13 protein-coding genes and 1 tRNA gene are annotated in these 13,630 nt (G+C 70.2%); 8 read left to right on the forward strand and 6 right to left on the reverse strand.

Going from position 1 to position 13,630, the window contains the following annotated elements; translation table 11 throughout:
• Positions 1-2: 2 nt before the first annotated feature.
• Genes recO through WJM96_RS07075 form a run of 3 tightly spaced genes read left to right on the forward strand, consistent with a single transcriptional unit; the run spans position 3 to position 3,375 of the window.
• A complete protein-coding gene (recO, locus tag WJM96_RS07065) occupies positions 3-749 on the forward strand; it encodes a DNA repair protein RecO (protein WP_424811835.1) in 747 nt (248 codons plus the stop codon).
• The gene (gene parC / locus WJM96_RS07070) at positions 742-2,973 is read left to right on the forward strand and encodes a DNA topoisomerase IV subunit A (protein ID WP_424811730.1); all 2,232 of its coding nucleotides are present in this window, start codon (positions 742-744) and stop codon (positions 2,971-2,973) included. The genes recO and parC overlap by 8 nt, the downstream gene beginning before the upstream one ends.
• A 3-nt stretch (positions 2,974-2,976) precedes the next feature.
• A complete protein-coding gene (locus WJM96_RS07075; protein ID WP_424811731.1) occupies positions 2,977-3,375 on the forward strand; it encodes a hypothetical protein in 399 nt (132 codons plus the stop codon).
• A 16-nt stretch (positions 3,376-3,391) separates the two neighbouring features.
• Here WJM96_RS07075 and WJM96_RS07080 read toward each other — a convergent pair whose 3' ends face one another.
• The 3 genes from WJM96_RS07080 to WJM96_RS07090 are packed head-to-tail and all read right to left on the reverse strand — an operon-like array spanning position 3,392 to position 6,137.
• Positions 3,392-4,147: an arginyltransferase gene (locus WJM96_RS07080; RefSeq protein WP_424811732.1), complete on the reverse strand. Its 756-nt coding sequence runs from the start codon at positions 4,145-4,147 to the stop codon at positions 3,392-3,394.
• A 31-nt stretch (positions 4,148-4,178) separates the two neighbouring features.
• Entirely contained in the window at positions 4,179-5,144 is a 966-nt protein-coding gene (gene speB / locus WJM96_RS07085) for an agmatinase (protein ID WP_424811733.1), read from the reverse strand.
• A gap of 60 nt (positions 5,145-5,204) precedes the next feature.
• Entirely contained in the window at positions 5,205-6,137 is a 933-nt protein-coding gene (locus WJM96_RS07090) for a Bug family tripartite tricarboxylate transporter substrate binding protein (protein ID WP_424811734.1), read from the reverse strand.
• A 124-nt stretch (positions 6,138-6,261) separates the two neighbouring features.
• Here WJM96_RS07090 and WJM96_RS07095 point away from each other — a divergent pair.
• A tRNA-Arg gene (locus WJM96_RS07095) sits at positions 6,262-6,338 on the forward strand.
• A gap of 18 nt (positions 6,339-6,356) precedes the next feature.
• Here WJM96_RS07095 and WJM96_RS07100 read toward each other — a convergent pair.
• Together WJM96_RS07100 and ubiG are read right to left on the reverse strand one after the other, a co-directional pair.
• Positions 6,357-7,418 (reverse strand): helix-turn-helix domain-containing protein, encoded by a 1,062-nt coding sequence (locus WJM96_RS07100; RefSeq protein WP_424811735.1) that lies wholly within the window; start codon positions 7,416-7,418, stop codon positions 6,357-6,359.
• Positions 7,419-7,515: 97 nt separating this feature from the next.
• A complete protein-coding gene (ubiG, locus tag WJM96_RS07105; protein WP_424811736.1) occupies positions 7,516-8,244 on the reverse strand; it encodes a bifunctional 2-polyprenyl-6-hydroxyphenol methylase/3-demethylubiquinol 3-O-methyltransferase UbiG in 729 nt (242 codons plus the stop codon).
• 62 nt (positions 8,245-8,306) lie between these two features.
• On the opposite strand from ubiG, the gene WJM96_RS07110 reads away from it, so the two are divergent.
• From WJM96_RS07110 to ispG, 4 genes are all read left to right on the forward strand, one after another.
• On the forward strand, positions 8,307-9,527 hold the full coding sequence (locus tag WJM96_RS07110; protein ID WP_424811737.1) for an aspartate kinase: 1,221 nt from the start codon (positions 8,307-8,309) through the stop codon (positions 9,525-9,527).
• A complete protein-coding gene (locus tag WJM96_RS07115; protein WP_424811738.1) occupies positions 9,527-10,576 on the forward strand; it encodes an NAD(P)H-dependent flavin oxidoreductase in 1,050 nt (349 codons plus the stop codon). The genes WJM96_RS07110 and WJM96_RS07115 overlap by 1 nt, the downstream gene beginning before the upstream one ends.
• A 63-nt stretch (positions 10,577-10,639) precedes the next feature.
• The gene (locus WJM96_RS07120; RefSeq protein ID WP_424811739.1) at positions 10,640-11,773 is read left to right on the forward strand and encodes a helix-turn-helix domain-containing protein; all 1,134 of its coding nucleotides are present in this window, start codon (positions 10,640-10,642) and stop codon (positions 11,771-11,773) included.
• Between the two features lie 85 nt (positions 11,774-11,858).
• Positions 11,859-13,007, forward strand: coding sequence for a flavodoxin-dependent (E)-4-hydroxy-3-methylbut-2-enyl-diphosphate synthase (gene ispG, locus WJM96_RS07125; RefSeq protein WP_424811740.1), 1,149 nt, complete (start codon positions 11,859-11,861; stop codon positions 13,005-13,007).
• 79 nt (positions 13,008-13,086) lie between these two features.
• Here ispG and WJM96_RS07130 read toward each other — a convergent pair whose 3' ends face one another.
• Entirely contained in the window at positions 13,087-13,512 is a 426-nt protein-coding gene (locus WJM96_RS07130; protein WP_424811741.1) for an ester cyclase, read from the reverse strand.
• Between the last annotated feature and the right edge of the window lie 118 nt (positions 13,513-13,630).

Consider the following 13,630-nt stretch of genomic DNA (forward strand, 5'->3'; position numbering starts at 1 on the left):
GCCTGGAATGGGCCGCGCCCGCGATCGTGCTGGCGACCCGCCCGCATGGCGAGGGCGCCCTGGTTGTGACCGTGATGACCGAGGAGCACGGCCGCCACGCTGGCCTGGCCAAGGGCGGCGCCTCCCGCGCGCAGGCCGCGCTGTGGCAGCCCGGCAATCTGATCGAGGCGCGCTGGGTAGGGCGGCTGTCCGAACAGCTCGGCAGCATCTCGGGCGAGATGGTCCATGCGGCCGCGGCCCACGCCATGGAGGATCCTCTGGCGCTTTCGGTGCTGACGGCCGCCTGCGCGGTGGCCGAGGGTGCTTTGCCGGAGCGCGAGGCCCACGCCAGCTGCTTCCATGGGCTGGTCCGCGTCATCGCGGCGCTGGCGCGGGGGGCGGACCATGCCCTGCCGCTTCTGGCCCAATGGGAAACCGCCCTGCTGGCCGAGCTCGGCTACGGGCTGGACCTGTCGAGCTGCGCGGCCACCGGCGCCACGGAGGAGCTGGTCTGGGTCTCGCCCAGGTCGGGCCGGGCGGTCAGCCGGGCGGCCGGGGAGCCCTATGCGGACCGGCTTCTCGCCCTGCCGGAATTTCTCCGGAATGATACGAAGCCGTCAGATGCCAAGGAATGGCTTGCGGGACTCCGCCTGACGGGCTTTTTCCTCTCCCGGGATGCCTTCGGCCTCCAGCACCGCCCGCTTCCCCCGGCGCGGGTGATGCTGCAGGACCGGCTGACGACCATGACAGAACCGAGTGAGAATGCCTGACGATCTGGTCCCCAAGGATGCCGGCGAGGTCCGCGAGACCCGCCTCGGCGAGGCGCTGAGCGAGCGCTACCTGGCCTATGCCATGTCCACCATCATGGCGCGGTCGCTGCCCGATGTGCGGGACGGGCTGAAGCCGGTGCACCGGCGGTTGCTCTGGGCCATGCACCAGCTCAAGCTGGACCCGGCCTCGGGCTTCAAGAAGTGCGCCCGCATCGTCGGCGACGTGATGGGCAAGTACCATCCGCATGGCGACAGCTCGATCTACGAGGCGCTGGTCCGCCAGGCGCAGGAATTCGCGGCCCGCTACACGCTGGTCGAGGGCCAGGGAAACTTCGGCAATATCGACGGCGATAACGCGGCCGCCATGCGCTACACCGAGGCGCGGCTGACCGAGGTCGCGCAGGCGCTGCTCTCGGGAATCGACGAGGACGCGGTCGATTTCCGCGCGACCTATGACGGCGAGGACAAGGAGCCGGTGGTCCTGCCGGCCGCCTTCCCGAACCTGCTGGCCAATGGCGCGAGCGGCATCGCCGTCGGCATGGCGACGAACATCCCGCCGCACAATGCGGGAGAGCTCTGCGCCGCCGCGCTGGAACTGATCCAGAACCCCAAGGCCACGACCGCCGACCTGCTGAAGCATGTCCCCGGCCCCGATTTCCCGACGGGCGGCGTGCTGGTGGACAGCGCCGAGACCATCGCCGAGGCCTACGAGACCGGCCGCGGCGGCTTCCGCATCCGCGCGAAGTGGGAAGTTGAGCGCAACAAGGGCGGCGCCTGGACCATCATCGTCACGGAGATTCCCTACCAGGTCGCGAAGTCGCGCCTCATCGAGCAGATCGCGCTGCTGCTGGAGGAGAAGAAGCTCCCGCTGCTCGCCGATGTGCGCGACGAGAGCGCCGAGACCATCCGCCTGGTGCTGGAGCCGCGCAACCGGAGCGTCGAGCCCGCGGTGCTGATGGAGACGCTGTTCCGCGCGACGCAGCTGGAGAGCCGCTTCAGTCTCAACTTGAACGTGCTGGACGCGACGCGCACGCCGCGCGTCATGGGCCTGCGCGAGGCGCTGCGCTGCTGGCTGGACCACCGGCACGAGGTGCTGATCCGCCGCACCAACCATCGCCTCGCCGCCATCGCGCGGCGGCTGGAGGTGCTGGGCGGCTATCTCATCGCCTATCTCAACCTCGACGAGGTGATCCGCATCATCCGCACCGAGGATGAGCCTAAACCTAAATTGATGAAGCGCTTCGAGCTGACCGAGGTGCAGGCGGAAGCCATCCTCAACATGCGCCTGCGCGCGCTGCGCAAGCTCGAGGAAATGGAGATCCGCAAGGAGCACGAGAAGCTCACCAAGGAGCAGAAGTCGCTCCAGGGCCTCCTCGCCAGCACGGCCAAGCAGTGGACGGCGATCGGCAAGGAGATCGAGGAGACGCGGAAGAAGTTCGGCTCGGGCGCGCTGGGCGACCGCCGCACGGCCCATGGCACCGCGATCCCCGCCGTGGTGGTGGACGAGAGCGCCTTCATCGAGCGCGAGCCGCTGACGGTCGTGCTCTCCGAGAAGGGCTGGATCCGCGCCTTCAAGGGCCACCTCGCCGAGGATGCGGAGCTGCGCTTCAAGGAAGGCGACGCGCTCGCCTTCCGCCTGCATGTGCAGAGCACCGACCGCGTCGTGGTCTTCGCCAGCAACGGCAAGGCCTACACGCTGCGCGCCGAGACGCTGCCGCGCGGCCGCGGCGACGGCCAGCCGCTGCGCCTGATCGTGGACCTGCCCAACGAGGACAGCGTGCTGGCGCTCTTCCTGCCGACCGAGGGCGCGAAGTACCTGGTCGCCGCGACGGACGGGAAGGGCTTCCTGGTCGAGGGTGCGGAGCTGGTGGCCGAGAAGCGCACCGGAAAGCAGATCATGTCGCTCGAGGGCGCGGCGCGCGCCGCGCTCTGCGTGCCGGGCGAGGGCGATGCGGTGGCCGTGCTGGGCGACAACCGAAAGCTGCTCGTCTTCCCGCTGGAACAGCTGCCCGTGATGTCGCGCGGGCGCGGTGTGCAACTGCAATCCTACAAGGATGGGGGCCTCGCGGACGCCAAGGTCTTCGCGATGGCTGAGGGGCTGACCTGGCAGCTCGGCGAGCGCACGCGGACCGAGATGGATCTGACGGCTTGGCGCGGGAACCGGGCCGGCGCCGGCAAGCTGCCGCCCAACGGATTTCCGCGTGCCAATCGTTTCGGGAACTGAGTGATGCGAGTTTTGAGCCTGACCCTCCTGGCGCTCTCCGCGCTGCTTCCCGATACGGCTTTCGCCCAGCGCACCGGCCCGCATGATGGCGTCTATGTGGGGCATCGGGTGCAGGAGTGCCGGCGGACGGGGCGCTCCGGCCGGCAGCTTCTCGCGGCGGAGGTCCATGGCGCCACCATGACCATCCCGGGGCTGCCGGGGGACCCGCCGCTGGAGGCGACGATCGGGCCCAACGCCGCCGTCAGCCTGCCGCGCATCGGCACCTTCGGGCCGGGCGAGGGGCAGATCTTCGAGGGGCCGAACAATGCGCGGCGCTTCACGGGCAGCCACCCCGGCCGCGGCGGCGATTGCTCGCTGGTCTATGACCTGATCCGGCAGCGGCCGGGCGGCGGGCGGCGCTAGAGTCCCGTCGCGGGCCTCAGCCCGCGATCACGGCCTCGCCGGTCAGGGGAACCTCTTCGCCGAGGGCGCGCCAATTGCCGTGGATCAGCACCTCGGCGGGCCGGAAGCCGGCCTTGTAGGACATCTTCCGGCTCTCCGGGACCCAGTAGCCCAGGTAGACATAGGGCAGGTCTACGCGCTTCGCCTCCTGCAGCAGCCACATGACCGCGAAGGTGCCGAGGCTGCGGCGATCCTCCTCGGGCGCGAAGAAGCTGTAGACGGCCGAATGCCCGTCCGAGAGCCAGTCCGCCAGGCAGCCGCCCAGCAGCTTGCCGCCGGCGTCGCGGAACTCGACGAGGCCCGTGGTGATCGGCGTGTCCTCGACCATGGCGCGGTAGTCGTAGAAGCCCATCGCCGCCATGTCGCCGCCGGGATGGCGGGTCTGCTGGTAGTGCTGGAACAGCGCGAACTGCTCGGCCGTCGCGCGGGCCGGGGTGGCGCGGACCTCCAGGTCCGCGTTGCGGGCCAGGATCTTCCGCTGCGTGCGGTTCGGCTCGAAATCGGCGGCGCGGACCCGGATAGGGATGCAGGCCCGGCAGCCCGGACAGACCGGCGAATAGGCGATGTTGTGGCTGCGCCGGAACCCGGCACGCGAGAGCTTGTCGTGCAGGGTCTCGGAATCCGCGCCCGTGAGCTCGGTCACGATCTTCCGTTCCGTCCGGCCCGGCAGGTACGGGCAGGGGAGCGGGGTCGTCGTATAGAAGAACTGGGGGCGTCGGGTGCGGCTCTGCACTGCGGCAATCTCGCGGGTCGGATGGAGAAATTCAATAGGCCGCGCGGGCCTCGGCCAGAAGGCAGAGGATTTCGAACATCATCGTCGCTCCCACCATGGCGGTGTTGCCGCCCGGGTCGAAGGGGGGCGAGACCTCGACGAGATCAGCCCCGACCAGCGGAATCCCCCGCAATCCCCGCAGGATGCGCATGGCCTCCCGCGGGGTGAGGCCGCCCACCTCCGGCGTGCCGGTGCCGGGCGCGAAGGCGGGGTCGAGGCTGTCGATGTCGAAGGTGAGATAGGTGGGCCCGCCCGCCGTTACCCGCCGCGCCTCGGCCGCAATGCCGTCCGGGCCCAGCTCCTCGCATTCCTCGATCCGGATGATGCGGATGCCGACGGACTCGGCATAGGCCATGTCGTCGCGCTCGTAGAGCGAGCCGCGGATGCCGATCTGCACGACGCGCCGGGGATCGAGCAGCCCTTCCTCGATGGCGCGCCGGAAGGGCGTGCCGTGGGTGTAGCGCGTGCCGCCGAAATAGGTGTCGGTCGTGTCGGAATGCGCGTCGAAATGCACCATGCCGAGCGGCGGCGTGGACGGCGCCGCCCGTTTCAGGGCGCGCAGCAGGGGCAGGGACATCAGATGGTCGCCGCCCACGCCGAAGACCCAGGCACCGGTCGAGCGGATCTTCGCCGCGCGCTCCTCCACGAGCTTGAGCGTGGCCATGACATCCACCGGATTGGTCTCCGCATCGCCGAGATCGGCGATGCGGCAGAGCCGGTAGGGCTCGATAAGGCTCACCGGATGGACGCGCCGCATCAGGCAGGAAGCGTCGCGCAGCGCGCGGGGCCCGTGCCGTGTGCCGGGGCGGTTGGTGACCGCGCCATCGAAGGGAATGCCGAGGAGGGCGATGTCGATCTCCTCGGCCGAGTCGCGCAGCGGCAGGCGCATGAAGGTTGCGGGCGCGGCGAAGCGCGGCGTCACGAGCCCGTCCACGGGTCGCGGGGTGTCGTCCGTCATGCGATCGCTCCTCCTGGCTGCGGCGGGAGACTGCTTGCCCTTCCCGCGCCGGGCAAGCCGTCAGTCCCCCGGGCGGAGGCCGGCCGCGCGGACCACGCCCTGGAACTTCTCGAGTTCCGACGCCCAGAAGGCGGCGAAGTCGCGCTGGCCGCGAAAGACGATGGGCGTGGCCAGCCGCTCGAAGCCCGCGATCACGGCGGGCGATTGGAGCGCGCGGCGACAGGCCGCCTCCACGCGGGCGAGGAATTCCGGCGGCGTTCCCGCCGGGGCGAAGATGCCGGACCAGATGGAATAGACGATGTCGAGGCCTTGCTCGCGCAGCGTCGGCGTGTGGGGGAATTCGGCGACGCGCTGCTCGGAGAGGATCGCCACGGCCTGGAGGTTGTTGCCGCGCAGCGTCCCGGGCTGATCGGCGAAGATCGAGACGTCGCCGCGCAGCAGCGCCGTCACGGCCTCGGCGTTTCCGCGGAAGGGGATGTGCGTCATCTCGACCCCCGCCGCGCGGGCCAGGGCCACGGTCGCGATATGGGGCAGGGAGCCCGGGCCGGTGGAGCCGAAGTTGAAGGCGCCGCGTGCCTCCCGCGCCCGGCTGAGCAGGATGGGGAGGTCGCGGATCGGGCTGTCGGGCGCGGACATCACGACGACCGGCGTGTCGGCGACCTGGCAGATCGGTGCGAAATCGCCGGGACGGTAGGGCAGGTCGGACCGGAAATGCGGCTGGATCGCCATGGCGCCGATGGGCGAGAGCAGCAGCGTCTGCCCATCCGGCCGGGCGCGCGCCACCTCGGCCGCGCCGATGCCGCCGGCCGCGCCCGCGCTGTTCTTGATGACCACCTGGCTGCCGAGCGCGGCCGAGAGCTCCGGCGCCAGGAGCCGGCCCATGAGATCCGAGGGGCCGCCGGCCACGAAGTTGACCACGAGGGTGATGGGCGCCTGGGCCCGGGCCGGCAACGCGAAGGCCAGCGCCATGGCGCCGGCGAGCAGGAGTCGCATCGGTCTTCCTTCCCTGTCGGGCGGCGTCTATCGGCCGCTCCGCCAGGAAGATTAGGCGGCGGAAGATGATGCCGTGAAGCGGGCTTCCCCGGCGCGGCATCATGCGCTACTGAGGCGCCGGACTGGACCCGTAGCTCAGCTGGATAGAGCGCTGCCCTCCGAAGGCAGAGGTCGTGCGTTCGAATCGCGCCGGGTCCGCCACCCCCACCCCCTGCATGCTCAGGCCAGCGGCCCCGACGAGTCGGTGCGCTCAGCAGCCCGAAGCTGCTCGCTCAGCGTGCTCCCGAAGTAGCCGGACCGGTCCACGCGCGCTTCCGCCGCGACGACCGCGCCTGATTGCGCGGCCGCCCGCACATCGCTGGGGCTGAAGCCGAATTCGCGGCGGAACACGCGGCTGAAGACGGAAGGGTCCTCGAAGCCGTACGCGCTCGCGATCTGGCCGATCGGCGTCGTGCCCTCGGGGTTCGCCAACGCCGCGTAGCAGGCTTCCAGGCGCTGGCGACGGATATAGTGGCCCACGCCGCCTTCCCCGTTCAGCAGGCGATAGAGCTGGCTGCGGGAGAGGCCGAGCTCCCGGCATATCATCGCGACGTTCAACTCCGGGGAGGTCAGGTGCCGCCGGATCACGCCGCGGACGCGCTCGAGCCGCGTGGCGTCGAGATGGTCGGCCGCTTCCGCGATGCGATCCGCGGTGGGCACGATGCAAGCCGAGACCATGGCCCGCAGGGCGTCGCTGGCCGGCACGCGCTCCCCCTGCGGCATTCGCGCGAGATGCCGAACCAGGCCACGCAGGAAGGTCGCGAAAAGGAGGCCGAGCGGCCGATCCATCACGAGCCCGCTGCGGCCGTCGAGCCCGCTGAGCTGCCCGAAATTATCGCGCGGCAGGTAGATGTGCAGGCGCTCGTCCGCCTCGCGCTCGCTGGCCACGAAATGGCCGAGGGAAGTCACGAAGGGCGTGCCGGCGCGGATGATGCGGTTGGCCGAGGCGGTGGCGATCAAGGTGTCCTTGCGACCCAGCCCCAAGACCCAGTGATCGATCGGATTGCGCCGGACGAGCTCGGCGCTGCGCGTGGCGCGAAGGGCAGGGGCAAAGACCTGGCCGACCGAGAGGCCCGAAAGCGTCCAGTGCCGCGTTTCGGCCTCGAAGCTCGGCGGCTCGCCTCCGTCGAGGTCACAAACGTCGAAGATGCCCTCGAACCACCCCTGCCAGGCATCGAACTGGTTCTCGGGCGGGAGGCCGCGGGTCGAGACGATGTCTGGCAAAGCGCGTTCCCGAACCATTCCGGCATGCTGCCAGGACGTTCCGCCTTCAATACAGGACGCTTTGCGTCAGCAACTTTGACAAATTGTCACATCCGGCATGCAATAATCGGAGCGCTCAGCCCGGTTTGCGGGCCGCCATCAGATAGTTGACCGCCATGTCTCGACCGATGCGGAAGCCGCCGCCGAGGCCGGGCAGCATCCCCGCCGTGTCGGTGACGGCCAACCCCGCGCCACGCAGCAGCGCGCCGAGTTCGGACGGCAGCAGGAACTGCTTCCAGTCATGGGTGCCGCGCGGCAGCCAGCGCAGCAGATGCTCGGCGCCCAGGATGGCGAAGAGCCAGGAACGCCGCGTGCGGTTCAGCGTGGAGAGCGCGACCAGCCCACCGGGCTTCGCGAGCCGCGCCAGCGAGGCGCAGAAGGCCGCCCGCTGGGAGGGAGGGACATGCTCGATGACCTCGAGCACGATGACCGCGTCGTAGCCGCCCCCGGCGAGGTCCTCCGGCATGCCCTCGCGGTAGTCGATGGACAGGCCCGAAGCCGCGGCATGGGCACGGGCGGCCTCCAGCGCGGCACCGGCCGCGTCGAGCCCGGTCACCACGGCGCCTTCCCGGGCCAGCCATTCGGAAGCGAGGCCCGCGCCGCAGCCGACATCCAGGATGCGCAGGCCCTGCAGATTTCCCAGGCGCTCGGCAATCCAGCCCATCCGGACGGGATTCATGGCATGCAGCGGTGCCATCGGCCCCCGGGGATTCCACCAATCCGAGGCCAGCGCATCGAATTTCGCGACCTCCGCGCCGTCCGCGGAGCCGCCGCCGCCCCCGGCCATGTTGCCCATCTGCGTCATGCCCGGTATCTGACCCGCCCCCACTCCCACTGCAAGGCCCGCCTGCCGGGTCAGGAACAGTCATGTCCCGCATTGTGATGAAGTTCGGCGGCACCTCCGTCGCCGACCTTGACCGGATCCGCAACGTGGCCGCGCGCGTGAAGCGCGAGGTCGATGCCGGCAACCAGGTGGCCGTCGTGGTTTCCGCCATGTCGGGGACGACGAACCAGCTGGTCAAATGGTGCCAGGATCTCTCGCCGCTGCATGACGCGCGGGAGTACGACGTGGTCGTCGCGACGGGCGAGCAGGTGACGATCGGCCTGCTGGCCATCGCGCTGCAGGCCATCGGCGTCGAGGCGCGTTCCTGGCAGGGCTGGCAGATTCCCATCATCACCGACAACGCGCATGGCAAGGCGCGCGTCGAGGAGATCCGGGGCGCCGAGCTCATCAAGCGCATGGAGCAGGGCCAGGTTCCCGTCGTGGCCGGCTTCCAGGGGCTGGAGCCCACGCGCAACCGCGTGACGACGCTCGGCCGCGGCGGCTCGGACCTCTCGGCCGTGGCGCTGGCCGCCGCGCTGAACGCGGACCGCTGCGACATCTATACCGACGTGGACGGCGTCTACACGACCGATCCGCGCATCGTGCCCAAGGCCCGCAAGCTCGAGCGCATTTCCTACGAGGAGATGCTGGAACTCGCTTCCGTGGGCGCCAAGGTTCTGCAGACCCGCTCCGTCGAGCTCGCCATGAAGGCGCGCGTGCGGGTGCAGGTTCTTTCCAGCTTCGAAGACAAGCCAGGCTCCCTGGTCGTGGATGAGGACGAGATCATGGAGAAGCCGATCGTTTCCGGCATCGCTTACTCGCGGGACGAGGCGAAGGTGACCCTTCGCAAGGTGCCCGACCGGCCGGGCATCGCCGCCCGCATCTTTGGGCCGCTCTCCGAGGCCAATGTGAACGTGGACATGATCGTCCAGAACATCGGCGAGGACGGCAACACGGACATGACCTTCACGGTCGGCCGGGCGGACCTGCCGCGCGCGCGCGACATCCTGGAGAAGGCGAAGGCCGAGCTGAACTACGGCCTGCTCGTCGCCGACCCGGACGTGACGAAGATCAGCGTGGTCGGCATCGGCATGCGGACCCATGCGGGCGTCGCGGCCACCATGTTCAAGGCGCTGTCCGAGAAGGGCATCAACATCCAGGTCATCTCGACCAGCGAGATCAAGGTGAGCGTGCTCGTCGCGGCCGACTACACCGAGCTCGCGGTGCGCGCCCTGCACACGGCCTACGGCCTGGACGCCGAATAATGGACCAGGCTGCCCAGCCCCTCGCGCCCGCCGCCGCCTATGCCGAAATCGACCGGCTGATGGCGCGGGGCGCGGCCTTCTTCGGCACGCGCTACGCGCTGCTGGGCGGCGCCATGTCCTGGGTGAGCGAGCGAAACCTCGTCGCCGCCCTCTCCAATGCTGGCGCCTTCGGCGTCATCGCCTGCGGCGCGATGGAGCCCGACCGGCTGGACCAGGAGATCGCGGCGACCAAGGCGCTCACGCAGAAGCCCTTCGGCGTGAACCTGATCACCATGCATCCGCGGCTGGAGGAGCTGGTGGACACCTGCCTCTCCCACGGCGTCAGTCACATCGTCTTCGCCGGCGGCATCCCGCCCGGCTCGGCGATCAAGCGCGCCAAGGAGGGCGGGGCCAAGATCGTGTGCTTCGCGCCCGCGCTGGCGCTGGCCAAGAAGCTGATCCGCTCCGGCGCCGATGCGCTGGTGATCGAGGGCAGCGAGGCGGGCGGGCATATCGGCCCCGTCAGCCTCAACGTCCTGGCGCAGGAGATCCTGCCCCATATCACGGAGGTGCCGGTCTTCGTGGCGGGCGGCATCGGGCGCGGCGAGGCCATCCTCTCCTACCTGGAGATGGGGGCGGCGGGCGTGCAGCTCGGCACGCGCTTCGTCTGCGCGACGGAGAGCATCGCCCATCCGAACTTCAAGAAGGCCTTCATCCGCGGCGCCGCCCGCGACGCGCTGCCCACCGTGCAGATCGACGAGCGCTTTCCGGTCATCCCGGTCCGCGCCCTGCAGAACGAGGGCACCAAGCGCTTCATGGAGCACCAGGCCGCCGTGCTGAAGCGCTTCCAGGCCGGCGAGCTGGCGAAGGAAGAGGCGCAGCTCGACATCGAGCATTTCTGGGCCGGGGCGCTGCGCCGGGCCGTCATCGAAGGCGATGTCGAGAACGGCTCCCTCATGGCGGGCCAGAGCGTCGGCATGGTGACGCGCGAGCAGCCTGCGGCCGAGATCGTGGCCGAGCTGATCGGGCAGGCGGCCTCTGCCCTGGCGGCCCGCCGCGGCCTCGCATGAAGATTCGGTCGGACGCGACGCAGGGGCTTTTTCCGCGCCTCGGGAAGGTCTAACGATGGGTCCGTGTTCGACGACATGAAACGCTTCCGCCCCCAGGAGGCCCCAGCTGTGGATGCCGCACGGCTCGGCGAGGAACTGCGCGACGCGCGCCTGTCCCTCGGCCTCTCCATCGAGGATGTCGCCGCCCAGCTCCGTATCCGGCGGGTCTATCTGGTCGCGCTCGAGGAAGGGCGGCTGAAGGATCTCCCATCGCCGGCCTATGCGATTGGATTCGTTCGCAACTACTCGGGCTATCTCGGCTTCGACCCCGACGACATGGTTCGCCGCCTGCGCGACGCCGTCTCCGGCCAGGCGCGCAAGGCCGACCTCGTCTTCCCCGAGCCAGTTCCCGAGCGCGGCTTCCCGGCTGGCGTCGTGGTGCTGGTGGGTGCGGTGGTCGCCATCGGCGCCTATGTCGCCTGGTACAATTGGACAGGGTCCAGCAATCGCAGCGTGGATGCGGTCCCGGCTGTTCCCTCCCGGCTCGAGCCGGCGGCCCGCAGCGGCGAGGCGCTGCGCCCCAGCGCCACCGGCCCCACCACCCCCGCCGCGCCTGCCCCGGCTGCGAGCGTGCCGCCTGCGCCGGCCGGCGCCGCGCCGGGTACCCCGGCCACGCCCGCGCCCGCGAGCGGGATGCCGCCCCTGCCGGTGCCCACGCCCGTGCCGGTGCAGGTTCCGCCCCCGGCACCCGTCGCGCAGCCCGCAGCCCCGGCTCCCGCCAATATTCCGCCCGACCAGTCGCGCATCACGCTGCGCGCCAAGGCCGATGTCTGGACCCAGGTCCGCGATACGCGCGCCAACTCGAATATCCTGGCCCGCACCATGCGCGCCGGTGAGACCTTCTCCGTTCCCAATCGCGAAGGGCTGATCCTTTCCACCGGCAATGCCCAGGCGATGGATGTGTTGGTCGAGGGCAATGTCTCGCCCGTCTTCGGCGCCCTGTCCGGCGTGCGGCGCGATGTCCCGCTCAGCGTGAGCCATCTGCGCGCGCCGCCTGCCGCGGCCGGTACCCCGGCGCCTGGGGCTCCCGCCGCCGCCCCCGTGGCGCGGCCTGCCCCGGCTCCGGCCCCGGCAGCCACCACAACCCCGGCTCCCGCGGCGCCTGCCGCGACACCGCCGGCCCCGGCCCGCGCGAACACCCCCACGCCGCGGCAATAGCTGCGCGGCCAGGGGCGACCCCGCCCTTTGGCATCGCGCCGCCCCGGCCTATATTGCGGGCAAGACCCGCTCCGCGAGGATTTGCATGAGCAGCTACCGGCCCTACCAGCACATCGAACGCCGAAAGTCGCGGCAGATCCGGGTCGGCAAGGTGCTGGTCGGCGGCGACGCGCCGATCTCCGTCCAGACGATGACGAACACCCTGACCTCGGATGCGGAGGCGACCATCGCCCAGATCCGCAAGGCCGAGGTCGCGGGCGTAGACATCGTGCGCGTGAGTTGCCCCGACGAGGACAGCACCAAGGCGCTGGCCGAGATCGTGCGCGAAGTGAACGTGCCGATCGTGGCCGACATCCACTTCCACTATCGCCGCGCCATCGAGGCGGCGAAGGCGGGCGCGGCCTGCCTGCGCATCAACCCGGGCAATATCGGCTCGGCGGATCGCGTGAAGGAAGTCGTCAAGGCCGCCAAGGACCACGGCTGCTCCATCCGCATCGGCGTGAACGCCGGCAGCCTGGAGAAGCACCTGCTGGAGAAATATGGCGAGCCCAACCCGGAGGCGCTGGTCGAAAGCGCGCTCTGGCACGCCGACCACCTCCTCCAGAACGACTTCCACGAGTTCAAGATCAGCGTGAAGGCGTCCGACGTCTTCCTCGCCGTCGCGGCCTACCAGCAGCTGGCCGATGCCTGCGACCACCCGCTGCACATCGGCATCACCGAGGCGGGCGGCAAGCGCACGGGTACCGTGAAGTCCGCCATCGGCCTGGGCAACCTGCTCTGGGCCGGCATCGGCGACACGATGCGCGTCTCCCTGAGCGCGGAGCCGGAGGAGGAGGTCTCGGTCGGCTGGGACATCCTGAAGTCGCTGCACCTGCGGCACCGGGGCGTGAAAATCATCTCCTGTCCCTCCTGCGCGCGGCAGGGCTTCGACGTGATCCGCACGGTGGAGAGGCTGGAGGAGCGGCTGGCCCATGTGGTGCAACCCATCAGCCTCTCGATCATCGGCTGCGTGGTGAACGGCCCGGGCGAGGCGCTGATGACCGATATCGGCCTGACCGGCGGCGGCGCGGGCCGGCACATGGTCTATTCGGCCGGCAAGCAGGACCACCAGACGGACACCGACGCGATGGTGGACCATCTGGTCGGCCTCGTGGAGGCGCGCGCCGCGCTGCTCCAGGCCGAGGCGGACGCCCAGAAGGCGGCCGAGCAGATGGCGAAGCAGGCGGCGGAGTAGCTCGCTTCAGTTCGCGGGCCGAGGCCTCGCCTCGGGGCGCGAGCGCGCCCAGAACCTGCGCCCGGCGCGGGGTAAAGAATTAAGCCACCGCGCCCACCATGCGGCAGGTCGTGGCCAGCTTCAGCCGGTCCCACTCGTTCCAGCCTTCGAGGATCTTTCCGTCGGCGGCCCGCATCATCGTCATGCCGCTGACGGTCAGCGTCTCGCCCGTCGCGGGTGCGCCGAAGCCGTCGCCGCTGTGGGTCAGGCGGCAGGTCCAGCGGCCGGCTGCCCAGTCACCGTTCTCCAGCACGTCGTGCACGGTGAATTCCACGTCGGAGAAATTGTCGTGGAAGGTCTCGAAGAAAGCCCGGAAGGCCTCCGGCCCATGGGCGTCCCCGCCCGCGGCATCGAGCGCATAGGCGACGCCATCCTCGGCGAAGTAGGCGGGAATCAGGTCGGCGGCCCGCTTGTTCCACACTTCCTCGAACCAGAAGCGAAAGAGGGTTCCAGGCGACATCGTCATCGCACGTCTCCTCGGGAGGGCGGCGGAGGCTAGCGCGGCGCCGCCCAACATGGGAACGATCTTCTGCGGCGCGGCTTCGCCCCTTGCCGCCGGCCCGCGCCGGGGCTACCCCCGCAGG

It is taken from the genome of Roseococcus sp. YIM B11640, assembly GCF_049727625.1.
Classification (GTDB): domain Bacteria; phylum Pseudomonadota; class Alphaproteobacteria; order Acetobacterales; family Acetobacteraceae; genus Roseococcus.